Genomic DNA, 23,947 nt, shown 5'->3' with positions numbered 1-23,947 from the left:
GGCTGCGCGTCGTTATGGCTTTGGGCTATAGGCGACAATCCGTAAGGCATTTTCATATTGCGGCAATGACAGGCAGGCCCAGCACCTGGTGACGGTTGCGACCAACACGCCCTCGTCGAAAACTGACAGTTCGGCCGTTGAAAATCAAACTCAACGACCTACAATCGGCCACATTGTGAGATGAGTCCAGGTGGTGGGCCGGCGCGGGGCCAGTCAAATTTAATGCGAACAGATTTTAGTGTTATCGGCCTACTCTTGATCGTACCCTGACGTTTACCTTGGCCCCGTTGGTCCCAGCCCTACGATACTCCACACCCCCTACGGCTACTTCAAACAAGAGGCACCTGCGATGCGACTGAGTTACGTTCTGGCGATGTGCACGGCTGTGGTTTCACAGGCGGCTGTCGCACAGCACATCGTGTGCGTGACGGTTGAGGATCCGCTTAACTATCAGGCGGTTTCCTTTCTGAATGACTTTGCTTTGCGAGAACTGTCGACAGTAGCCCGGCGTGTAACGATCGTTCAAGGCAATCAGGTTCACCCAACGCGCTTTGACGGACTGGAAACGCCATTGCAGGACGCCGACTTGTTGATCGTCTTCGTGCGTCGGGCGACTCCACCAGAGCACCAGTTGAATGCAATTCGCTCTCATTTAGAGGCGGGAAAGCCGCTGGTCGGAATTCGCACCGCCAACCATGCGTTCGCGCCGCTACCAAACACGACGCTGCCGGATGGGGCGAGCAGTTGGCCTGAGTTCGTACCCGATGTCTTGGGCTGTCAAAACACCGGTTATGAAACTCAAGGCATGCCGTATGCGGTCACTCTACATCCATCCGCTCAGCCCACTGATCCGCTACTGGACGGCGTAGACTACCGATCCATCTCCGGCCATACATCGATGTACCGAGTGCTACCCCTGGCTGACGATGCTCAACCGCTTTTGTTGGGAAGGGCAGTCGGCATTGAGCCAGCACAGCCAATCGCCTGGACGCGACTTTACGGCCCGAAGCAGGCCAAAGTATTTTACTCCAGCCTGGGGGATCCCGTTGATGTCCAACAACCCGCCGTACGCAAGTTGTTTTTGAACGCCGTAAAGTGGGCGCTGCAATCTTCAAGTCAAAGCTCGCCGCAACCGCAGATCACATCCCTGCCTGGCACTGAGCCGCTAGTAGCGCGAAGCGACTTGGCCGACGCGATGATCTCTGGCATCGATCGCTTTTTGCTCAGACAGATCGACACAATAGCCGGGCAGCGACGCGCTCAAGAAAGACACGTGGTGAACGATCATGACGCCACCAGCGAGGCTACGGACCAGCCCCAAGCCAGGCAACGGACGGCTGTTGAGCGGCGAAGTCGGCTAGCAGAAATACTGGGCGTGCGCGACGCGCGACCCGACAATTTAACCATGGAAATACAGGGCACGACCAGTCACAGCGGCACCGTTGCCCATGGCACCATTGCTGGCCACCCCAACCACCACTGGCATGCTCGGTTGGTACGATGGAACGTGCTGGATGGCGTTCACGGCGAAGGATTGCTGATTGAGCCGCAGGCGGGCAGGCCAGCCAGCTTGGACGTTGTGCTCTTACCCGATGCGGATCAAACTCCAGAGCAATTGCTGGGCATCGCCGAGGGAGTTCCTGCTGACCTGCAATACGCCAGAATCCTAGCCGCCACTGGCTGCCGCGTCATTGTGCCCACACTGATTAGCAACGCCGTGGCTGCGCGTGCTCCACCGGGACAGGCCGGTCGAGCGGTGATGACCAATCGCGAATATGTTTACCGTCCAGCGTTTGAACTTGGTCGCCATGTGATTGGTTATGAAATTCAAAAGACCCTGGCAGCCGTCGATTGGTTGTCTGCGTTGCCGGATCGCCACGCCTGCCCAATTGCCGTTGCCGGTTATGGTGAAGGTGGATTGATTGCTTTGACGGCGGCCGCACTGGACAGGCGAATTGATGCGGCACTGGTCAGCGGATATTTTGGCCCACGCGAGGGCATGTGGCAGGAGCCGATTTCACGGAACCTGTTCGGTATACTGAGTGAATTTGGCGATGCCGAACTGGCTCAGCTGATCTTTCCTCGGCCCCTGCTGGTCGATTTCCGACCTGGCCCCGAATTGTCGTTGCGCACCGCTGGTGGCGCGCCCGGCGATCTACCGGCTCATCGCCCAGACCTGTCCGTGGCTGAATTTCAGCAGGCCGCGCAACGCATGCAGATACCCTTGGAAGCTCCCCAGGTTGGACAGCCGCCGCGCGCGGCATTGTTGTCAGGCACCGTCACGCGCTGGTATCAAAATGTCAATGATGTGCGGGCGCTCGATGCCATCAACAACAGCTCAGGTCCACTTTCGGCAGTCTTGCCATTAAAGGCTCTGGTCGACAGTCGCCATATTACCAGTAACACAACGCTCGTCGATCCGCTGCCCGATGCGGACCGGCGACAAGCCCGGCAAGTTGCCGAGCTGATCGAACACACCCAGCACCTGCTACAACGCAGCCCTTCGGTCCGACAGTCGCTATTTGCGAAACTCGACACCCAGTCGCTGGACGCGTATCAAATGTCGATCGAGCCGTATCGAGAGATGTTTTATGATCAAGTCATCGGCCGCTTCGATCTGCCGCGACTTCCGGCAGCGCCTCGCAGCCGATTGTGGAAGCAGACCAATAACTGGACCGGCTACGAAGTTGTCCTGGATGTCTGGCCCGATGTGATTGCCTACGGCATTTTGTTGCTGCCCAATGACTTGACTACTGACCAGCGCCACCCAGTGGTCGTCTGCCAGCATGGGTTGGAAGGCCGCCCCGCCGACGTGGTAGTCGGCGATCATCCGGCATACCACGACTTTGCGGCCAAGCTGTGCGAGCGTGGCTACATCGTATTCGCTCCGCAGAACATCTATCTGTTTCAGGATCGTTTTCGCAGCCTGCAGCGCAAGAGCAATTCCATTGGCAAAACACTGTTTTCCACCATGGTGCCACAACATCAACAGATCGTCGATTGGCTGAAAAGCCTGCCGCAAGTTGATCCGCAGCGCATTGCATTTTACGGCCTGAGTTACGGAGGCAAGTCGGCCATGCGTATCCCAGCGCTGGTTCCCGATTATTGCCTATCAATCTGTTCGGCGGATTTCAACGAATGGATCGTCAAGAATGCCAGTACACGCGAACCGTTCAGTTATGTGTGGACGGGCGAATACGAAATCTTTGAATTCAACCTGGGCAATACGTTTAACTATGCCGAGATGTCCTGGCTGATTTGTCCACGGCCATTTATGGTCGAGCGCGGCCACTTCGACGCTGTGGGAGAAGATCACTGGGTGGCTTACGAATACGCTAAGGTGCGGCACATGTACCAAGCCAAGCTAGGCATCGGTCAGCGGACCGAGATTGAGTGGTTTATCGGTCCTCACACGATCAATGGACAAGCTACGTTTGCGTTCCTCGATCGTCACTTGCGGCATAAGGCGCGCGGCCAGTAAAACACACGAGCAATATGTGGCAGGAGACATCCGACAGCTGGTTGTTGCAAGAGCCGGTGGCCGATGCAAATATTGCCAAATGCATCAGTCGCTACAGGCTGCTACGTTTCACCTTGAGTATCTTGTGCCCTGCTGCGCGTCCAGCTTTGACAGTGGTTTAAAAGGCAAACGCTTTCCAAGCTCCCTAAACCGCCTTGTGAATTAGCTTCTGCAAAGCTGCAGCGTCGGCATCGAGCAGCTTAGCTACACCCTCGGCGTCAACGTCAGCGACGATAATCTCGCCAACTTCATTGTTGACCTGCGAGTAAATCCCGTGCGACTGCATCTTCTTGGTTTGATACTGGTTGTCCTCAGTCGGAGTCACATAGTGTACCGCCACCGCTTTGTAGCGATGGATCAGAAACAGATGCATCAAAGTCATCAATCGCTTTTGGCGCATGGCCAGATCGAAGGTATTCTGATCGCGCACCGACAGTATTGTTCGTCCACGGCGATCTTGAATGGTTGCGAAGATTACGTTGGCAACTTTCTTGTCGCCGGCACCCAACAACTGCAGCTCCAGCAGATCAGAACCCGAACGATTCGGTCGCAGTTTGACACGCAGCGGCTCTGTATGCCCGTAATGCTTATTCCACTGTGCTAACCATTCGGCCAGCAGGCTGGTGGGCACCTCGGTCTGCACCAGGTGCTGGAATTGCGTACTGCCCTTACCCATGGCCGCGGTTGTCGCCGTGCGGCCCGAACAGGCTCCCAGAGCACCATCCATGCGCGGTCCGCCAACCAGGGACTGCGGCGTGGCGTATGGCGATTCGACCAGACGTAACTTGCGTTGCAGTCGCGCGAGCGCCAACATGCCGTCTTGCTTGAGGGCCAGAGCAAACTCTTCGCTCACCAAACCATCGATCTGGTGGCCACCGTACGTAATGAAGTTAAACACAAATCCCAACTTGCCCAGCTCTTCTGGGAAATTCCGCATTTGCTCTTCGCTCATCCCGGTGGTGTCCCAGTTGAACGAAGGCGACAGATTGTAGGCCAGCATTTTGTCGGGGAATTGAGCGTGAATAGCTTCGGCAAAATGCCGCGCATCCTTCAGGTCTGCCGTCTTGGTTTCCATCCACAACAAATCAGCAAACGGCGCGGCGGCCAACGACTTGGCGATGGCATACTCAATGCCGCCTTGCACCTGATAATAGCCTTCGGGAGAACGCGGACGTTCACAATCCCAAATGATATGAATGCCGATACTCTTAGCCTTGGCCTTGGCAGCATTAAAGGACGCCTTGCCTGCAAACTTCAACCACTCAGCCGAAGTCATCGGGAACTCTTCGCCTTCGCTGGCGCGGAACTCCATGACATCCGCCACAGCCTGAGCGTAGGTCTTAACACCTGCTTCGCCCTGCCAAACTTCCGTCACCTGGTTGGTGATCCTGTCCAGCATGGCATCCACGTTTTGATTCGGGTTCTTGAGATACCAGGCCGCAGCCTCATCCACCAGCTTGAAGATGCCTTTGCGTTCCAGCCACGCTTCCGCGTCTGCGTATTCTTCAGATGCAATGTTGTACAATTTGTGGCCGTTTAGTTCGCTGACCCCTTTAGAGTCAAATCTTCGCAAGATTGCCAAGTAGGCGATCTTGAATGGTGGTACATCGATATTCGTTGCCCCCAACACAAATGGTTGATCTCGCTCGTCAGCACAGCTCTCTAACAACGTGGCTGACTCGGCGTCTGTACGCGCCACGATAATTCCCGGCACGCGCATAATGTCCAGTTGAAATCGGGCGGCATTCAAACGCTTGATTTGCTCGTCTTCGGCGACCAGTACCTTACCGCCTTGGTGACCACACTTCTTCGAACCCGGCCGCTGATCTTCGATGTGATAGCCGGGCACGCCAACTTCAACGAACCGGCGAATCAAATTGCGGACGTGAGCATCGCCACCGTGACCAGTATCGGCATCGGCAATTATGAACGGACGAAAATCAACTTCCGGCGTGGCCGCTCTCTTTTCAGCGGTCATTCGTTGGCGCACGAATAATTGGTTCTTGTCTGCGATCAGCAGCGCGCGCACCAAACCAGCCGCCTCATCGGGTACTTGACTGAGCGGGTAACTGGCCAAGTCCGGTCCGGGATCTTCATGGCTGCTGCCTTTGGCCGAAGTCGCCCAGCCGCCCAGGTAAATACCTTCGATGCCCATGCGCTTCATGGCCACCACCTGCCCTGGAGAATAGGGGCCGAACGTAGTGATGCTCTTTTTGGTTTGAAACAGCTCACGAAGTCGCTTGTAGAATCCCTCAGCCGCGTGCTGAGCGATCGGATATGAAGCATCGATCGTCCCTCGCTGCTCGACCACCTGACGGGCCGCGTACAGCCGAGTAATACCGGCGAAACGCGGGCTATCGAGGTACGCTTGAGTTAGGGCTACTTGTTCTTCAAACGAACTCACTGGAAACTCCTTGGTCGCGATGAGCTAAAGTCAAAATGATAAAAGGTAGCTACGTTCGCCAGAACGTGGAGCTGACTACTGTCCACAACGCTCTGGCGAGCGTGGCTACGGGTTAGGCCCTAAGTCTTTGGAGACGCATTAGCTGAAGTCTAAATTTTGAGTGATGCGGGTACCGTTTTGGTGATATGACGACGCGTACATTGTGATTCTTTGACCAGCGATTTCCAGATCATGGTTATTGAGATTGATGTTCAGCAGATCGACGTACCACGGCAATTTTTGCGGATCAGCGACGTAAGCACGCACGATTTCACGAGCGATCGGCAAGGTGGTGGTCTTGGAATCTTCATGGACGTCGCGATTGTCTGCAGCCAGCAGTTTGGAATACTCCTGGTCCAACAGCCGATCGAAAAGCTCTTGGGTAAACGCGTCGCCGGCCTGCACGCCTGCGGCCGCGTCGTCTTCAGTCAACTTGGCCCGCTTGTGCAGCCATTCCCACAGGATGCTCAGGCGTATTTCACCCGTAGCCATATCTTCCATCAGATACAGCACGTCCTCGTTGCCAAAATAATCCGCCGGCTTGAGCGCAGCGGCTTGAAATCCGCGTCCGAAGGCGTTGCCATACTGCACAGCCACACTGATTAAATCGCGAGCACCGCGCACTGTTCGCGGACCACCTTCCAGCAAATACAGTCCGGCGGCATCGTCTGGACCGTAGGTCAACGGCGGGAATTGGCGTCCCAACTGGTTGGGCTGACCAACGCGCTCCCAGACCGGTCGAACGATATGCACCATTTTCCAGTGCGCCACCCATTTACCACTGGCACCCTCGCGCTGCTCGCGTTCGGCTCCGGCCAAGGCGCGCTGCATGCTGGCTTGGACACCGGCTTGAGAACCCACTGGAATGTTCGGTTCCATGCCGCCTTGCCACAAGGCAAAATTTCCGTGTTGATCGGGAGTATTCACCGCGCGACGGACGCGATCTTCATAATTCCGCATGTAGCCGTACGTCATGTTAATGACGTCGATGTTGGGATTTATGAACGTTTGATCCCAACACATAGCGTCGGCCACAGAGTTGATATAGTCCCAACGCCCGGTGTTGTAGCCCACGAAATGCTGCCCCAGTGCAGCTCGAATCTCCATGAGCTGGTAACTGGCCTCCAACTGCTCGACCAACACGTAGGCTTTCAGCGTCCCGACCACCAGACCCAAATGCTGCTCCAGCGCCGTCAGCATATCATTCCACAGCGCAGCCTCTTCTGCCGTTTGAATCTTGGGCAAGTACAGGACGATACTGCTGCCGGCAGCCTGCAGCTGGCGATAGTTATTGACGACGTACAAACACAGGTCTACTATCGACGCTGGCATCCCCTGGCCATCAGCCAGTCGCACATGGCGATCATCCAAGTGCAGGCCGCGCGCCCGAAAAATCTTGGTCGTAAAATTCAACTGCTGATGCCAGTCAGCGATGATCTCCCGTCCCAGAAACCCGCGCGACCAAGCGTTCATCTCAGCGGCAACTTCCTCAGCCACTTTCAAAAACAGCGCGTCTTTGGCGATCGCTAGTTTCAAATTCCGCTGATTATCCAGCGACATGGTATCGATTTGACCCAGAGCATCCTCGCCGTCAAACATCCATCCATCTGCGCCAGACAGCAGCGCGTAGGCTACGTTGCGAATGCTCTTCTGGATGGTTGCATGGGGTTTGGCCGCCGGTCCAGTGCCTTGAATCCATTGCCTTTGCAAGTCAGCCGGAATGAGGCTGCCGACAAATCGACCATCGCGAGCGTCCTGGACCTTGATCTGAGTGCGACCAATCACCGTATTCGGGTCTAGAAATTCCAGTGGCTTGCCTGCGGCGATGCGCGCCAGTCGGCGCTGCGTTCGCGATTCCAGCACTGCGGCTCGATCCGCTGCCAACGGTGATAGGGCGACGATGGCCGCTAGTGCTTGAGGCGTTAGCACATCTTGATATGCCAACTGTACTCCAGATCGCATCTCAATACGATTCTGCAAATCACCTGGCACCACCGCGCTGCTCATCGACTACAACTCCCAGCTAGCCATTGTCGCCACGTGAAGCCCAGAGAATTGGCGAGCGACTGGCTGTCGAAAAGACACAGAAAAGTTCAATTAACTTGAGGCGCACGATGATAGTTTGAAAACTGACCGACGCAAGGTAACCGGCCCAATTGCGGTTACAAAACCACATGAACAGCTGGAGGCTCCCTTTGATGACAAACTGCGGACACAACCTGACCGTTACAGGTTCGCACAGCAATCGACCCGAGCATGCCAATCGGTCCAGCGCCATAGCTCCGCTTGCCCAGAGCATGGAGGTCACACAAAATCGCAATTTCACGATGTGCTCCACCGTCTGGTGACGTTGGCTACGGGTGGCGTTGGCAGATGGCTACGGTTGCGATAAAAAACAGCTATCAGGCTTTTGAGATCAATTCCACCAGTTGTCGAGCGGCGTTGGCTTCTTCACTGACCACGAAATCGGCTCCCGCCCGCCGAAGGCTGGACAAGGTATGCAGGTAGCGGCAGCGGACGACGATGCGGGCGCTGGAATTCAGTCGCCGACAATGCTCGGAGACTCGCACGGCCACTTCATCCTGCGGGACACAAATCAAAATCATCTGCGCCTGCACGACCCCCGCCGCACGCAGCACGTCATCCGACTCGGCGTTGCCTGCCACCGTAGGGACTCCCAACTGGGAAAATCCTTGTAAATTCAGGGGATTCAGGTCCAGGCAGGCCAATTCAAACCCCAACGTCTCCAGCTGGCCGGCGGTCGCTCGGCCGACTGGCCCCATCCCGATCACCACAGCTCGACGCAACTTCGAACCGCTCTTTAAAGTCAGCCCTGGCACCGCCACAGTCTCCTCCCCACTATCGACTCCGGCTCGAAAGCCATATCGCAATAGCAAGGGAGCTGCCAGCAAGCTACCTCCGGCAACTGCGATGACCAATTGTCGCTCGGACTGACTTAGAACCCCCGTCGTGGACGCTAACAGAATCACCACAAAAGCAAACTCACCCACGTGAGCCAACCCCAGCGCGGGCCCTACGCTTTCGCGCCAGCTCAAGCCGGTAACGCGCAGAGCCACTCCAGCAGCCAAGCCTTTGACTACAACCAGTCCTGCCAATAAAAAGCCGGCTCGCCACGGATCCTGGGCAATTGCGTGCGGATCGATCAACAATCCCAGGCAGACAAAAAAGATGGCCGAAAAGACTTCGCGGAAAGGCAGAATCAGCGAGTCGATCTGTTCGGCCCAGCGGTTACCCCCGAAGACAACACCCGCAGCAAACGCTCCCAATGCCGCTGGCAAACCCAAACGATAGGCTGCTAGCGTTACGCTCCCCAGAACGACCAGCGCCATCAGCACCACCAGATCCGGACTTCGATGCTGCATGATCCTGGGCACGACCAGATAGACCATTGTCAAACGCAGCAATACCGTACCGGCGACAAAGCCCACCGTGACCAGCGCCATATAAACCCAGGTCAATGCTTGGATCAATCCGTCTTCGTTCCGACCCGCCTCCCAACCGCTCAGCACTGGCAGGAACAGTAGCAGCGGAATCAGCGCCATATCCTGGAACAGCAGAATGCCGATACTGCGTCGAAACGAACCGGTTGCCAGCCGGCCCATTTCCCCCAGCGCCTTGATAACCAGGACCGTCGAGCTAAGTGACACCGCAGCGCCCAGCAACCACGCTTTGGGAGCGGGCCAACCCAATCCCATCAGCCCCAGTGCTACGGGCACAGCCACCAGAGTCATTTGGATCGGGCCACCAATCAGCATGTACCTGGAGGTGCGTTTGAGGTCGTCCAGCGACAGCTCCAGCCCGATCGAAAATAGCAAGAAAAACACGCCCAGCTCGGCCACGTGCTCGATATCGGTCGATTCCGAACGCACCAACCCCAAAGCGGACGGACCAATCGCCATGCCCACCACGATGTAGCCCATCAGCGGCGGCAAAGACCATTGGCGACAGACCAGCCCTGCCAGCAGGCCGGTTGTCAAGATAATTAGAATCCCTTGGACAAACACGCCCTCTGCGGTGGCGACTAACAATTCAACTGGCCACTGCATTGTCCTGTTTCTCCCTCAGATCGCAGTCGCAGGCTGAGAATATCCCTACTCTGCCGGCCTCTCCGGTTCGCCCATTTTTCCGCAGGCATTGTCCGCCGGGACCTGTGAATTCACAAGCCGAACTCGACGTGGCGAGCGAAATTGACGTAGGATATGTAAACGATTAATGTCTGAGCATCGCTCCGACCTGCTGTAATTGCAGACTACACAATGAATGGTCCCCCCATGCCCTATGATCGGAGCTTATCACAGGCACCTCAGGTCAGAAGTACCCGCTTCGCACTTGGCTGTCTCGTCACCCTGCTGGCCACAGCATTCATCCCACCTCGCGCATCTGCCAATGAACTCACAGCCAGCATCGTTACTCACAAAACCACTGGCGGTCAACGCACCGATAACGCCGAGGTGTTGCGAGAATTCTCCGATGGCAGCCTAGTGGCACTGACGTCCGATGGGCAGTTGCTGATGCTGGACAACCAACAGCTCGTCAGTTCACTGCCGACCGACGGACCGCTACAACCCAGCACGCATCAGGAAATCATTCAGCAACTGCAGATGGAACTGGGCAGTTCATTCAGTTTTTATCCGACCAAACATTACGTAATTGCCTACAACACCAGCCTGGCTTACGCCCAGTGGGTTGGGCAGTTGTTCGAGCGGCTCAATCGCGGTTTCTTGAACTACTGGAGGACGCGCCGAGTAGACCTGGCCAAGCCGCGCTTTCCGCTGGTGGCCATTGTTACGGCAGACAAACCGAGCTACTTGGTGTACGCACAGCGCGATATCGGCGACGCTGCTCAGTCGATGATCGGCTACTATAACATGAACTCGAATCGCATGGTCATGTATGATTTGACTGGTACGGACGGACTTGTCCCGGCAGGCGCGAACGTCTCCAGTCAAGCGCTCATCAATCAACTGTTGTCTCAGCCTCAAGCCGAACGTACTGTGGCCACTATCGTGCATGAGGCCGTACATCAAATCTCATTCAATAGCGGCTTGCAGGTGCGACTAGCGGACAACCCGCTGTGGCTGAGCGAAGGGCTGGCCATGTTCTTTGAAGCACCGGACTTCCAAAGTCCGCAGGGCTGGAAGATTGGCAACATCAACTATCACAACTTCCGACTGTTTCAACCCTATTTGACGCGACGGCCCCCCAATGCGCTGCGGGCACTGATTCAGGATGACCAGCGATTTAAGTCCGCCGAAACCGTGGCCGATGCTTATCCAGAAAGTTGGGCGCTGACCTATTTCCTCCTCAAGGCTCGGGGAAAGCCACTGTCAGCGTACCTTAAAGATATTGGCCAACTGCCACCATTGGGCGAATCGTCAACCGACGAGCGACTGCGGTTGTTCCAAGAACATTTTGGCGATATCGATAAACTGGATCGCGATTTTATCCAGTTTATGCGCGGCGTGCGCTAGTAGCTGCAACCCGGTGGACAACGCTATAATTCATGCCCGGTGATGGTTTACCAACCAACTTGAACGACTCAAAAAATGTCCTGGAAATCGTGCATTCGTATTCGGACCAGTACGGAGCCGGTGGCGGTGCTGGTAGTGCTACTCCAGCGGCAGGCTTCGAGTGCGTTAAGGAGCAGGCCCAGGATGTTAGGCTCAAATACGAGTTTGCAAAGTCGGTGGAGTAGTCTGCTAGGCCGATCACCGATCGGCGCAGCGGGGTTTCATTCGCGACTAAAGCTGCCGATCTTCCACTGCAGTTCGCGCCTTGCGGATCTTCTAGGGTCGCTGATTGTGCTAGCCCTGGCGATCAGCCCGGTTTTAGATATTCAGGCACAAGAAGCCGCCAGTCCGGCTGCTGCTGTTTCGCCACTTGCCCCCCCTGCACCACAGAAATCGCCAACTGCTGCGGCTGAGCCGACCAGCCCGACGTCGATCGACGCCGCATGGGCTGCGGGCGATTCGAACCGACAGCTCGATGCGCTCGTTACAGCACTGATCGAACAACTCGGTAATAACAATTTCCGCGTTCGGGCAAATGCTCAAGAGGCTCTGGAGAAGATCGGTCTGCCGGCTTTCGAGGCGCTGCGAGGGGCGCTGGAACACCCCAACATTCATGTGGCCCGCAGCGCCGAATACCTTCTGTTAAGCCAATATGTAATCTGGTGGCTGGATACCGATTCGCATGAAGTCCGCGAGCGGCTGTACGATTTCAGCTCACTGTCTTCGGTCGATCGGCATACACGGTTGCAACAGTTGTCGCTGCTGGGTAGCGACGACGCCTTGTTGGCGCTGTGCCGCGTCGCCAAATTCGAGAGCGACGAATGGGTGTCTCGCGCCGCAGCACTTTACCTGCTGATCAAACTGGATTCGCTGCCTGCCGAACGACAATTGAATCTAGCGATCTCGTTGCAATTGACGCTCCAACGCACCAGCCGCGCGGCCACCGGTTGGCTGTCCACCTACGTCCATCAGATTTCAGGGGCCCAGCCCATGGAAATGGAGATTTGGACAGGCTATGCCGCTGCGCTGAACTTGGAGCTGACTCAAAAAAAACAGCCCCAGCCCCAAGAGCGCCAACAAGTTTTGCAGTTCTATGAATTCTTGACTCAGCTAGCAGGGCGCCACCAAGGTCGTCAAGCATCTCTTGAGCTGGTCCGTCCCAGCATGCGCTTGGTGGCTCCCAATTCTCAAGCGATACGCGAATATTGTATCTGGTTGTTGTCAGTGAACCTGCCTGAGCTGGTGGTGCAGTTCGCCACCGAGCAGGCTCAACATTTCGACCAAGACCCCAAGCTGACATATCTGCTGGCTGAAGCGCACTTGCAATTGGGTGATAGCCTGCAAGCTGATCAGTTGGCCGGTCGGGCATTGCACTTGCCTGAGAATCGTGCAAATCTGCTGGGGCAATTCGGTCGAGGCGGCGCTGGTGATACCGAAGCTCTGCAGCGCGGAATGCAAGCCCAGGAGCTGCGCGAGCGCGGAATGTTCAACTGGGCAGAAGCAGAATACCTGGAAGCACTCACCATCGACAAGGTAGACGTACGTATCGTCGCCCAGCTTCGCGAGTGGTTGAGCCACTTCTACTGGGAAGGTGGCAATTTTGCTCGTGCGGCCGACACTCTCCAGCCACAGATCGAAAAAGAACCGGCTGATAACAAGCTGCCTAGGGCTCTGTACGATCACGCTAAAGTCGTTGCGGACTACCATTGGTATCGCGCCCAACAGTTTGCGGCTGAGAATCAGATCGACCAAGCCCTGGAACACTACCGTCAGGCGCTCGAATCTAATTTGAACGCTGAAATGCAAAATCCAGATATCGTTATCAGTCTGCGTCGCATGCCGAAGTCTGATGCGCAGCAAGCGCTGTTTGACGACCATTTTCCGCGCATGCTGAATCGCTTTCGATCTCTAGTTGCTGAGGAAGAAGCCCGGATGTCCCAGTCCAACCTCGGCCAGTTCGCAAGCGTAAGCCAGGGGTTAGCCCAAGCCTGCAATCAGCTTGCTTGGCTGCTCAGCAACTGCGATGTCCACATTGACGAGGCGCTCTATCTCAGTAGTCGATCGTTAGAAATCGAACCCGAATCATACGCCTATCTGGACACCATGGCACGCTGCCGCTTCGCAGCCGGTCAGTTTGCTGAGGCGGTTCAGTACCAACGCCGGGCGCTAGCCAAATCCCCTCACGACCGCATGTTAAAAGCCCAACTTAGTCAGTTCGAAGCGGCTGCCGCTGCGGCAATCCATGCTAGTACGGCTACCAGCGATGCAAATCCGGCGACCACTCCGTTGCAGCCCCAGGCACCGGCCAACCAATAGGATTCATCTCAATAACCGTTGCCAACCACGCCCTCTACTCTAAGCTGCTATGCCGTTGCGAAACTTGAAGCTGACCGATGAAGCAGTATGGGCTGAAGCGTACCAACGATTGCCAGATCAATCAGTCGTCTCCATCCGTCGGTCTTCGCCACCCGCTACGTTAGCCAGCTACCACGGGCTGTCACTCGCAAAGGCAGCGGGTTGTGATAAACATCCCCCCAGACATCGCTCACTGAATTATGCTTCCGTGAATTATCGACCGCCAACAGTCTGTGGCTGGCTCAGCGGCTGGTGGCTGCTGATCCTGCTGTTGCCAATGGTCGTCGGCTGTCGCGGCTGCGATGATGGCCGGTCACAGTCAACAGCCGAAGATGATGAACAGCAGCGGCGTGGCGACCAACAAGCCGAACTTTTGGCCAATGATTTAGTATCGCTACCCGCCGATGCTCAGCGCTCAATCGTTACCGTCAAACGCGGTCACTGGCTGGAAACAACTCAGAGATTCAAAGCCCTGCAGGAAGACAAACAAGTTCTATCGGTCGGAACTGTTGTGTCCGATAACCAGCCGCTGACCGTGCCTGCGACCAATTTCGTCAATCAGTTTAGCCGCCGCACCAGCCTGCCCAAAGGCCAGGAGAAGGCGTTAGATTTGCAGTTCTTTGTGCCCACCGGCATGTCAGCTAGCGAGTCGATCGATGGCCTGCCACCCGATCTCAGCCGCTTGACCCTACAGACTGAACTGCTCGCTGTGCCGCTGATGGTTCCTCTGCCGACCAGCGGCAAGCGAACCGCTGTTGCGGAGCTGAAAGAGAATGAATTCCACATGGTCGTTCTGTCGCCACAGGCGCTTGGCTATCAATATCTGGCCAGCCTGGATGCCGTGTATTGGACTGGTCCCCCCAGCATGTTAACCAACGACCGCACTCGCAGTTACGAAGTTACACTCGTTCAACCCAGAAACAACCAGTATCTACTGCCCTCCAGTCTGCTGACGATGACCAGCATCGCCGCCATCGTCTGGGACGATGTAGCACCGCAAGACCTATCGGCCGACCAGCAGACTGCGCTGCTCGACTGGCTGCATTGGGGCGGCCAGTTGATCATCTGCGGCCCGACAAGTTGGTCGCGGCTCCAGAATTCATTTCTATCACCCTACTTACCAGCTACTTCAGCTGCCAGCAGCGAAGTCGACTCGGCTTCGCTCGCGGCACTGGCAGCGACTTGGCAAACAGTCGATCTGTCAGCCAATCCCGTGCCTGCAGAGTTTCAGATCGTCGGCCAACCCATTGCCGGCCTACAGTTCCAACTGAATGATGCAGCCCAGTGGCTACCTGGCTCAGGCGAGACAGTAGCCGAACGCCGAATTGGTCGCGGGCGAATCGCGTTGACTGGCTTTCCGCTCCGCGAATCGCGGATCTATTCATGGCCCTATTTTTCTAGCTTCCTGTCGTCTGGCTTGCTGCGTCGTTGGCCCAGACAGATGGCTCGCGACCAGGTGAACCAAGAACTGACTCAAACCTGGGCCGCACCCTATCAGCAGCGCAATCTGGACCCCCGACTGCACTCGAATCTTCGCATCTTGGCTCGTGATCTGGCGCGCGTTGATAGTCGCCGCTTTCGCGATTATCGAGGCGGCCCAGCGCCTGTTGGCCATTCGGAAGATAAACTGCCACCTGGACGTAATCGCCGCAGCTCTGGCGATTCCGCTGAATCCGCAACGAGCGCTCCGGTTGTCGCCGCAGCCGTCGCAGGCGCGCTGGATCAATTGACACAATCGATCAGCGGCCGCTCCCACGCGCACGAAGCTGGCCAGTGGGGCGGTGCCGGCGCATGGAGCGACTACTCCGGTGTATCGGCAGCAGCCGTCGAGTCGCTGCGAGCCGCCGCTGGTATTGAATTGCCTTCGCGCGCGACGATACTCAAGTTGCTAGGCGGATATTTGCTGTGCCTGGTTCCATTGAATTACCTGTTGTTTCGCATGATTGGTAGATTGGAACTGGCTTGGGTCGCCGCGCCGCTGATGGCAGTAGCTGCCGTGGTGGTGGTCGGCAAAGTTGCACAACTGGATATCGGCTTTGCACGCCGCACCATCGATGTCGGACTGCTGGAACTGTATCACGATCACCCACGCGGCCACCTTAGCCAGTACCTGGCCCTGTACACATCGCTATCGACCAATTACTCAGTCACCGCCGCCGGACACGACGCCGCGACGTTGCCCATGGGCGATGTTACCAGGGCCGCTCGCCGATCGCTGGGTGCTACCCGGCAACTGCGCACGCAATACGGTCACTCCGATGGTGTGGTGCTGGAGCCGCTGACGGTCTATTCCAATTCTCTAGAGATGTTGCACGCCGAGCAGATGATACGGCTGGACAGCCCCGTCCGCTATGTGGACGATGGACAGTCGCAGTTAGTGCTGAATACAACCAACTTTCCTATCAGCGGTGCGGTTGTAATCGGCCGGACCTCCAGCGGTGCGGCACAGACCGCCTGGCTCGGGAATTTGGCCGCAGGTCAAAGGCGAGAGCTTCGATGGGAAACGACTGCCTTTGAGCTGGGCATTCCAGGTTGGAATCAGCAGTTCCTTACTCGATCCGTACAACCAACTGCGACCGAGATGCAGCAGTCGAGCGAACTGTGGATCGGCGGCATCTTGCATCAAGTACTTCGCAACGCGCCGCTGCCCCTCGGAAAAATCATGCTTATCGGCTATACGTCGCAGCGACTGGGGGATTTAACCATCAAACCTGCCGCCGATCAGTATGATAGTGTGAGCATAGTCGTGGCGCATTTGGCTGAGCCGGACATGCCTGTTCCCCAACCCGACACTAGCATCGCCAGCCGCCCAGCAGTTGACAAAGAGGCCGATGCGGAATTGCCCAAAGATAACCCCAACCAACCCGACGACGATGCCGCAACGCAGAATTGATGCAACCGTATTGGTAGCTGCCTGACATTTTACTCGCTGGAACTTCTGACCATTCATGATTGAACTGCAAGACTTCGGCAAAGACTACGGTGATTTCACCGCTGTCGGTTCACTGACGCTCAACATCGCTGCCGGCGAGATGTTCGGCTTTATTGGACCCAACGGAGCAGGCAAGAGCACCACCATTCGCTATCTAGCCACACTACTGAAGGCGTCGCGCGGCAGTGCCACCGTCAACGGTTGCAGCGTCAACGACGACCCCATGGCGGTGCGCCGCAGCATCGGCTATATGCCAGATGACTTCGGCGTGTACGACGGCATGAAGGTCTGGGAGTTCCTGGACTTCTTCGCCGTGGCCTACAAGATCGGGCGCGGACAGCGCAAGCAGATCATCAAAGACGTCTTAGAACTGCTGGACCTGGGACACAAGCGCGACGACTTTGTCAACGGACTTTCGCGCGGCATGAAGCAGCGGCTGTGCCTGGCCAAGACACTGGTTCATGATCCTCCAGTGCTGATCCTGGATGAACCGACCAGCGGTCTGGACCCTCGGGCCAGAATTGAGGTCAAGGCGCTGCTAAAAGAGCTGCGCCGCATGGGCAAAACCATCTTGATCAGCTCGCACATCCTGTCCGAGTTGGCCGACTGCTGCACCTCGATCGGCATTATCGAGCGCGGGCAATTGTTGATGGCCGGCCCCATCGACAGTGTCTACAAGCAGATACGCAAGAATCGTCATGTCGTCATTCGTTTTAACCAACACGTTGAAACCGGGGTTTCTATCCTCCGCACGCGATCAGAGCTGCGCAACCTGGAGGCTACTGGCAATCGCGTAGAGGCGGAACTGGAAGCCAGCGACGACCAGTTGAGCGACATTATGCAGCAACTGTTCCAGGCCGGTGCTACCATGCACAGCTTTCACGACAAAGAACCCACGCTGGAAGACGTCTTCATGATGGTCACCAAAGGGCTAGTTACCTAACCGATTCTCCGTATCCACGCTCGCCACCTTCTACCATTATCCCGCCCCTAGCCGGACTTCAGCAGTGATTTCGCTTCTGCCCAGCGCTGCCTTCGGTCCACGGCTACTCTTTCCTTCGTGTCTTCGCGTCTTTGTGGTTCAGCCTCTTCGCCCTCCTGCCAAGGGCACTACTCCGCCAGAATACGGCGAACGAGGATCGTCTTATCGATGTTATGATCTTCGCCGATGCGATAACCCACTGGCACCGAGCGGTCGATCACGTAAAACGCCTTCAACCGCCTATTCTGCCCATTGTCCAAGCCATACTCGCGCCCGATATTCCCGGTTGATGGATCGTATTCAAACAACCCCACTGTCGTATACACCGCAAACACATTCGACCGCTCCGTCACTAGCTTCTGCAGCCGTGAGATGGGAAGAATGTCATGCAGCACATGTGGTTGTGGCAAGTCGTTTGCAGTCAAGGCTGGGCGGTAGCTGAACAGGGGAGGTGAATTGGCTGTTACTGGATGCTGCCGCCAGATAGTTGACTGCACTGGATTCTTCTTGGAATGCTCATCCAGCTTGCCATTTCGTGTTTGCGGAACCATTCCAGCTTCTGCGGTCGGCTTGAAAACTCCTGCAAACTGTGTCGGATAATCGGGATTAGGTCCCTCTGTTGCATATCCACGCCGCGACGTTTCAAACAATTTCCACACGTCGTCGGTCGAAACGGATTCATTCTTTCGATCGTCCCAATTGAGCAACTGTGCATAAAGACCCTTCAGTACGTTGGGCTCCGAAATCGTATTCAAATTGATACGGCCAGGCTCAGCTTCGCGCGGCAGTGTATTGTAGGGTGGTCGGAATGGCCTAAGCACAGCATGGCTGTAACCTAAATCAGGTGATTGCACCGATTGCACATCCACCCAGGGCGATCGTGTCTCAACAAGCTCAAACAGCTTCGTGAGGCTTGCGTCTTTCGGATTGGGCGTATTAGCAAACGTGCCAGCAACCTCGGGCATTTCTTGAAAGAAGTTTAAAAGGTGTGCGAACTTGTAGCCCGCGTTGGGGTTCAGGGTACCGCTAGACGCAGTTGGCATCGCCCCGCCCCCGTTATGAAAGGCTGGCCCATAGGGCTCAAGCGGAGGGGCTGCCGGCCGTGTGGCCGAAAACTCTTGGCCTATCTGTCCAGGACTGCTCAAGGGCACATAGGCCAGCTCCATGGAATTTACGAAATCTCGATTGGCCCAGAATAAGCTGGCGGGAAACCAGTTGGGACTTGTCTTGCGCGGATCGGAGGGCCCGCCAAAAAACGGTCCCAGCGGAGCACTATAAGTGGGTGGCAAGCCGGACGAGATGCCGTGTTCAGCTGCCAAGACGAACGGAGAATTCAAGAAGCCCAATGTAGCAAAGCTCAGCTCTGTAGTGCTATTCGCAAAAAACTCTGGGCTTGAGCCTGGCTCGGTCTTTGACGGCCTCGGATTGAGCGCCGCACCTGCATCACCGGCAATTGAAAACTTCAACATCGTATGCTTGTCAGCGTCACTTCCACCGGCATACCCAGGACTGGCTTTTCGTGGAGCATGTGTAAGCGACGAGAAGTGTGATTCACCTCCCTGAGCTGTCGCAGGATTCGGGTCAAACACATGCGACTTGCTGTTGATCATTTGTCCAGCCTTCTGCCGTGACGCGAGTCTCAGCGTCTGTCCAGTTGCCGGTGCCAAGTCGTTATCGTCATCTTCACCGCTGAATACGGTTAAGTCGATCGGAATCCAATCCACTGTCATGTAGGGGTTGTGAACCTCATTCCATGGTTTACTTGGGTCGGCCAACCGCTGTAGATAAGCGGTACACCAGTCCACGGCCGTGCCAGGTTCAACGACCGGAACGGGCGGATCATTTCCGATATCTTTCACGGTAAGGGGGTGAGAATTGTTGCCCCCGGACGGTGGTTGTCCTCCACCGTATCCTGTTGAATTGCTGCTCCAAACCGCGAGGGGACCTGAACTGCCGTCATCGAAAGGCGCAAGTGCAGGTGTCGTGCTCGTCCTGTAGTCGTGATATCCGTCAAAGACGTTTTGAAATCCCACACTTGGACTGGTATCGGTATTGACCGGCGTTGATGGCTCCCGGTAGTAGCTTGAAGCCAATGGTTCTGATACAGAGATGCCAACTCGAAAACCATTTGTCTCAGGCTTTGCCCAACCTACCGGACGACTCGCCGCAGCGATCATAGTAACTGCAGCGCGTACTGGTTGACCTGGACCAAATCGACGAAATTGCATTCCGCTGGGAGAACCATCTTCGGCAAACATCGCTGGCCAAGTGGCCGTGAGCTGGATGCGATGATTACTTGGGCGATTCACTGGCGGCATTTTCTTGGCTCCGGCAAGTGATCCCAGGCGGCTAATCTGTCGGGGCCCAACTACCAAATATTGATTGCCTCTGAGGAACATCTCAGTTGTCGACTGATTGACGAAAACCTGTGCATCCGGGAGCGTTACGCCTGGCGTGTTGGCCTTGATGGGCTCAAATACGCTGTCGGGCACGAATACAACCACACGAGCCTTAGCAGCATCTGGCTCAGGCAGTCGCTGAGTATCGTCATCTGCCCTTGGATTACTGGCAGGATCTGGCCTGCTGTCGCGAATGAGTCCAGTATGGTCAAAAACCAATCCGCTACCATGCGAACCATAGGGAGTGATTGCCGCACCATTTGGACGATTGGACGTAGGTAACTGATAGGTTAAATCATAGCGCGACTCAGTCGACACGGGAGCGTTCAGCATTCGCTGATTTGGCGTCTTGTGAGTACCACCTTTCGACTTATCTATCCCTTCGCTGACGTAGATGCGCCACAGGGGATGCTGCCCGTCCACACTTAGCTTACTAAGATTCAACGCAATGTCGCCCCCAGCAATTTTGCTATACAAGGCACCGGACACACCCGGAAACTGCGCAGAATCAACTGCTGTTGTACCCTGTAGTGTTGTCCGTGGATTGTAAAGTTCAAGAAACAGAGACCCTTCTGGCATGCGAAACTGATCGAATCGTTTCTTGTTAGTTCCAGTAACAAATCCGCGGACTCGTAGATCATGGAAGGCTAACGATTCAGTCAGCAGCAACTCGGGTTGTTCCATGCCCCACGCTACGGGGGCTGGCTCGGATGACGTCCAACGGTGAAGGTTCCAGCCTGGTGCTACATTGCTGACATCATCAAACTGTTGCGTTAATTTATCCAGCGGATCTGGATCATAGGGAAATCGCGTCATTGCCGAATCCGCGTCGCGAAAATCGACAACATTGACTGCCCATTGCGCGAGTATTCTGGCGCGGACTTCGAGGTATTTCTTGAAGGCGGCTTGACTGTTCCTCCGGTTGGCAAGCAGAGTCTTGCAGTATTCGGGCTCAAGATTTGGAAACGCATAGTCGTCAGGCACAATCAATTGGGCCAGGCAATACAAATGGCGAGCAAACAATTGGCGACTCTCCAATCCAGTCACTACGCCCACGGCAACCTGGTCATCAAAATTGGTAGCTCCCTGAGTCAGGTCCAGTTGCAAGCTGTCGTTACGTACGGTTCCAGTGATACTCATCGGCTGCTGTTGAAATGGTCGCTCAAGGCTGGCTTCTGTAGGTTCGTCGATCTCTCCGTTGCCGTTGTCATCAATTCCGTTACCAAATGGCCGATTCAAGTCCATGGGCAATGCTCGGTTAAACTCCAGGGGAAACATTGCGCGGAATGCCGCCGGCGGAATGTTCTCCAGACCAGTTTGCGATGATTTGAACTTACGAATCGCATTGACCAAGTCGTAGAACGACATTGGGGCGGGTTCGTTGATCTCTCGGGATCGATGGCTCAATTTGGGAGCCAACAGACTTCGGCTCCGAACTGTGATCTCATGCCGCAAATTACTGGCTGGTATAGACCTGTCGGTTTCTCCAAACAATGACTGGAGTCGCGTAGATAACAATGCGCGATCTGCGTCGCTAACTCGGTAGACCCGCTCCCAGTCGCTTAGCTGGAACGCTGAGTCGGCATACCCCCCGGAAATCAAGCGTGACTCATACTCATTATTGGCAATACCAATAGAGCTCGAATTCTCGTGTCGCACCCACGGGCTGTGATTATGAATAAACGGATTGCCCAGCCGGTCGAGCACCAAAGATTCTCGACCACGGATGCCAATCGGCAAACCCGGCAAACCGCCATGGCGATGTTGACTCACAAACAGTTGCCGGTCAGTGTTGTCCCAAAAATTAGGGTAGCCTGGCAAATGAAGCAGCTTGGATATGGCCTCCCATTCCTTATCTCCAGGTGAGCCGTTGGCCGCGCCGGTCCTTGGACTATAGCGTGCCAACATAATGGCCTTGTAAGCCTGCTCGCCATCCAAGGGTTGGCCGTTAGAATCCACTAGGCTTGACTTCCCCAGTAGGTGTCGAAAAGAAATCTCTGCCGGGCCAAAACCAAATCCCTGGGCCATCGGTACGGTTACTTGACTTGCACCCGTCGGCACCAACAAAGTCGATTGCCGCGCAACAGTGTCGTCGAGAATGTTGCTGGAAAATGCCTCGGCATACCAGTTCGCCTGTGCATTTCCCCCGGCTGCGTTGACATCTATCTTGCCGTCTAAATCATCGACGTAATATGCGACCAACGCCTTAAGCAATTTGCCATCAGGCGTTCGTTGAAGCGGAAACCCAATGTCCATCCATATACTATCAGCCAAACCGTCGCCGGTGTTGTCGACATCCCACTGATCCTCGTCATCCGTAGCCGTAAGCTTCTCAACCCAATCTTTGAACTTTTCATTCCAGTTGTCGCCGGGGTTAACTTGCAGTACGCCAATACCTTGTTTGGAAGGCTTAAACTGCGGATGACTGACGTAGCGCCATATTCCAGGTCCAACTTCGCGAATCTTTCTTGAATCCATATAAGCTGGAATCGGCCCTGACCTGCCAATATCCAGCGCAAGGGGGCGCAGCGTTGCGAATTCGATGCGTCGCAATGTAGCCCACAACTCCTCTTCCGAATAGGAAGAGATCGGCTTGAAGCCAGTGATGTATTTTATCAATGCTGCGCGATAAAAACTGGGATCAATATTTCGCGAGAACTTCGCTTTATGAGCTCGATAAGATAGAAACATCGTGTTGAAGTCGGCTGCATCGACTGGTTCATCGGTATCGCCGGCGATCCCTGTAAATCCAGGCAATGCCAGTTCGCCCGAACTCAATAATCCTTGAACATTGGGCTGAAGTCCGACGGGCATGCGACCAATTTCTGCGGGAGCATCTGTACCTGCAGTGAGGCGGTGATCCTGTGACTCGCCACTATTAGTAATTCCAATTCCGTGAGCGTTGAGTGCAACAGCGTTCAGGAATAGCCGATAGCCTATCGGCGGAGGATTGCTGGAAATCGCATTCGTATAACAAACCGCAATTACATTACTCTTAATCCACTCGCGAACTGAACCACTCACATACTTCCCATCGAACATTTGAGAATGAGTTCGGTCGAGGTCTGCTTCATGTAGATCGATCGTAATGGAATACTGGGAACCACTGGCAATCAAGCTGTCAGTACCGCTAGTCGGGGCGGAGGTCCCATCACCGACATATCGCAAGATACGGAACGACTGCCCGCTGAGTGGTCCTTGATCTGGATAGAACGTGATCGTTCGACCGGTAATGATATCATCTTTGTTTCGACGATCGTTATCGGGATCGATATCCACAGGAAACCTAATTGACTCTGGAACCAGAGGGATCCTCAAGAATCTCTGGTCACTGCCCAACAGCAACGGATACTCCAGCGCAGATCCCGGAATGCGTACCTGAAGGTCGCCAAGCGGATTCAAACCGATTTGTAGTTTGCTCGTCTCATTGGCCCCGTACAAATCCGCCAACATATCCTGACCCCACATGGCCGAACCCGTGTCTGTTGTCCCACGAATGAGCTGCTTGATGGCCTCGTCCAGAAGTGAGCGAGTCTCGGTTTCGCGCGCCATACGGCGGCTGAAGGCGACATTGGTGGAGCGGGATTGAGTTGCATAGATGACGTAGGTGACCGCCAGCAAGCTGAACAGCGTCAACATGCCCAGCACGACCAATAGGATGAGTCCACGATTTTGGTGGCTGTGTTTCATGGTATTCATCGCTTATAACCTCTAGCTCTAATCTCCTGCGCCCCGCGCAGTACACATCCCGCAGGAACACAATGTTGATAACGAATCATTCATCC

10 protein-coding genes are annotated in these 23,947 nt (G+C 55.5%); 6 read left to right on the top strand and 4 right to left on the bottom strand.

From position 1 onward, the window contains the following. Positions 1-349 precede the first annotated feature (349 nt). Positions 350-3,481 carry a dienelactone hydrolase family protein gene (locus KF752_13545; protein MBX3422572.1) on the top strand — a complete coding sequence of 1,044 codons (3,132 nt, stop codon included), beginning with the start codon at positions 350-352 and terminating at the stop codon, positions 3,479-3,481. A gap of 184 nt (positions 3,482-3,665) precedes the next feature. Here the strand turns inward: KF752_13545 and aceA are convergent, their stop codons facing one another. The 3 genes from aceA to KF752_13530 form a co-directional block, all read right to left on the bottom strand. Then, positions 3,666-5,945, bottom strand: coding sequence for an isocitrate lyase ICL2 (gene aceA, locus KF752_13540; protein ID MBX3422571.1), 2,280 nt, complete (start codon positions 5,943-5,945; stop codon positions 3,666-3,668). 117 nt (positions 5,946-6,062) lie between these two features. Then, entirely contained in the window at positions 6,063-7,970 is a 1,908-nt protein-coding gene (locus KF752_13535) for a hypothetical protein (protein MBX3422570.1), read from the bottom strand. 395 nt (positions 7,971-8,365) lie between these two features. Beyond that, positions 8,366-10,030 carry a cation:proton antiporter gene (locus KF752_13530; protein ID MBX3422569.1) on the bottom strand — a complete coding sequence of 555 codons (1,665 nt, stop codon included), beginning with the start codon at positions 10,028-10,030 and terminating at the stop codon, positions 8,366-8,368. A 210-nt stretch (positions 10,031-10,240) separates the two neighbouring features. Between KF752_13530 and KF752_13525 the strand changes: the two genes are divergently transcribed. The 5 genes from KF752_13525 to KF752_13505 all read left to right on the top strand — a co-directional run bounded on the left by KF752_13525 (position 10,241) and on the right by KF752_13505 (position 17,724). Next, positions 10,241-11,455, top strand: a complete 1,215-nt coding sequence (locus KF752_13525) for a DUF1570 domain-containing protein (protein MBX3422568.1) — start codon at positions 10,241-10,243, stop codon at positions 11,453-11,455. Between the two features lie 32 nt (positions 11,456-11,487). Beyond that, complete coding sequence (locus KF752_13520; GenBank protein MBX3422567.1) at positions 11,488-11,679, top strand: hypothetical protein; 192 nt, start codon at positions 11,488-11,490, stop codon at positions 11,677-11,679. 106 nt (positions 11,680-11,785) lie between these two features. Then, the gene (locus KF752_13515; protein MBX3422566.1) at positions 11,786-13,810 is read left to right on the top strand and encodes a hypothetical protein; all 2,025 of its coding nucleotides are present in this window, start codon (positions 11,786-11,788) and stop codon (positions 13,808-13,810) included. Positions 13,811-13,859: 49 nt separating this feature from the next. Further along, positions 13,860-16,742: a hypothetical protein gene (locus KF752_13510; GenBank protein MBX3422565.1), complete on the top strand. Its 2,883-nt coding sequence runs from the start codon at positions 13,860-13,862 to the stop codon at positions 16,740-16,742. A gap of 55 nt (positions 16,743-16,797) precedes the next feature. After that, on the top strand, positions 16,798-17,724 hold the full coding sequence (locus KF752_13505) for an ABC transporter ATP-binding protein (protein ID MBX3422564.1): 927 nt from the start codon (positions 16,798-16,800) through the stop codon (positions 17,722-17,724). 167 nt (positions 17,725-17,891) lie between these two features. Here KF752_13505 and KF752_13500 read toward each other — a convergent pair whose 3' ends face one another. Then, entirely contained in the window at positions 17,892-23,861 is a 5,970-nt protein-coding gene (locus KF752_13500) for a hypothetical protein (GenBank protein ID MBX3422563.1), read from the bottom strand. Between the last annotated feature and the right edge of the window lie 86 nt (positions 23,862-23,947).

This window comes from Pirellulaceae bacterium (assembly GCA_019636385.1).
Lineage (GTDB): Bacteria > Planctomycetota > Planctomycetia > Pirellulales > Pirellulaceae > Aureliella.
This window is presented reverse-complemented; position numbering and strand designations above follow the sequence as displayed.

What these genes read in the sequence shown, in the direction of transcription:
- KF752_13545 (MBX3422572.1), top strand. Translation starts at nt 350, where the DNA reads ATGCGACTGAGTTACGTTCTGGCGATGTGCACGGCTGTGGTTTCACAG.
- KF752_13535 (MBX3422570.1), bottom strand. Translation starts at nt 7,970, where the DNA reads ATGAGCAGCGCGGTGGTGCCAGGTGATTTGCAGAATCGTATTGAGATG.
- KF752_13530 (MBX3422569.1), bottom strand. Translation starts at nt 10,030, where the DNA reads ATGCAGTGGCCAGTTGAATTGTTAGTCGCCACCGCAGAGGGCGTGTTT.
- KF752_13525 (MBX3422568.1), top strand. Translation starts at nt 10,241, where the DNA reads ATGAATGGTCCCCCCATGCCCTATGATCGGAGCTTATCACAGGCACCT.
- KF752_13520 (MBX3422567.1), top strand. Translation starts at nt 11,488, where the DNA reads ATGCCCGGTGATGGTTTACCAACCAACTTGAACGACTCAAAAAATGTC.
- KF752_13510 (MBX3422565.1), top strand. Translation starts at nt 13,860, where the DNA reads ATGCCGTTGCGAAACTTGAAGCTGACCGATGAAGCAGTATGGGCTGAA.
- KF752_13505 (MBX3422564.1), top strand. Translation starts at nt 16,798, where the DNA reads ATGATTGAACTGCAAGACTTCGGCAAAGACTACGGTGATTTCACCGCT.
- KF752_13500 (MBX3422563.1), bottom strand. Translation starts at nt 23,861, where the DNA reads ATGAATACCATGAAACACAGCCACCAAAATCGTGGACTCATCCTATTG.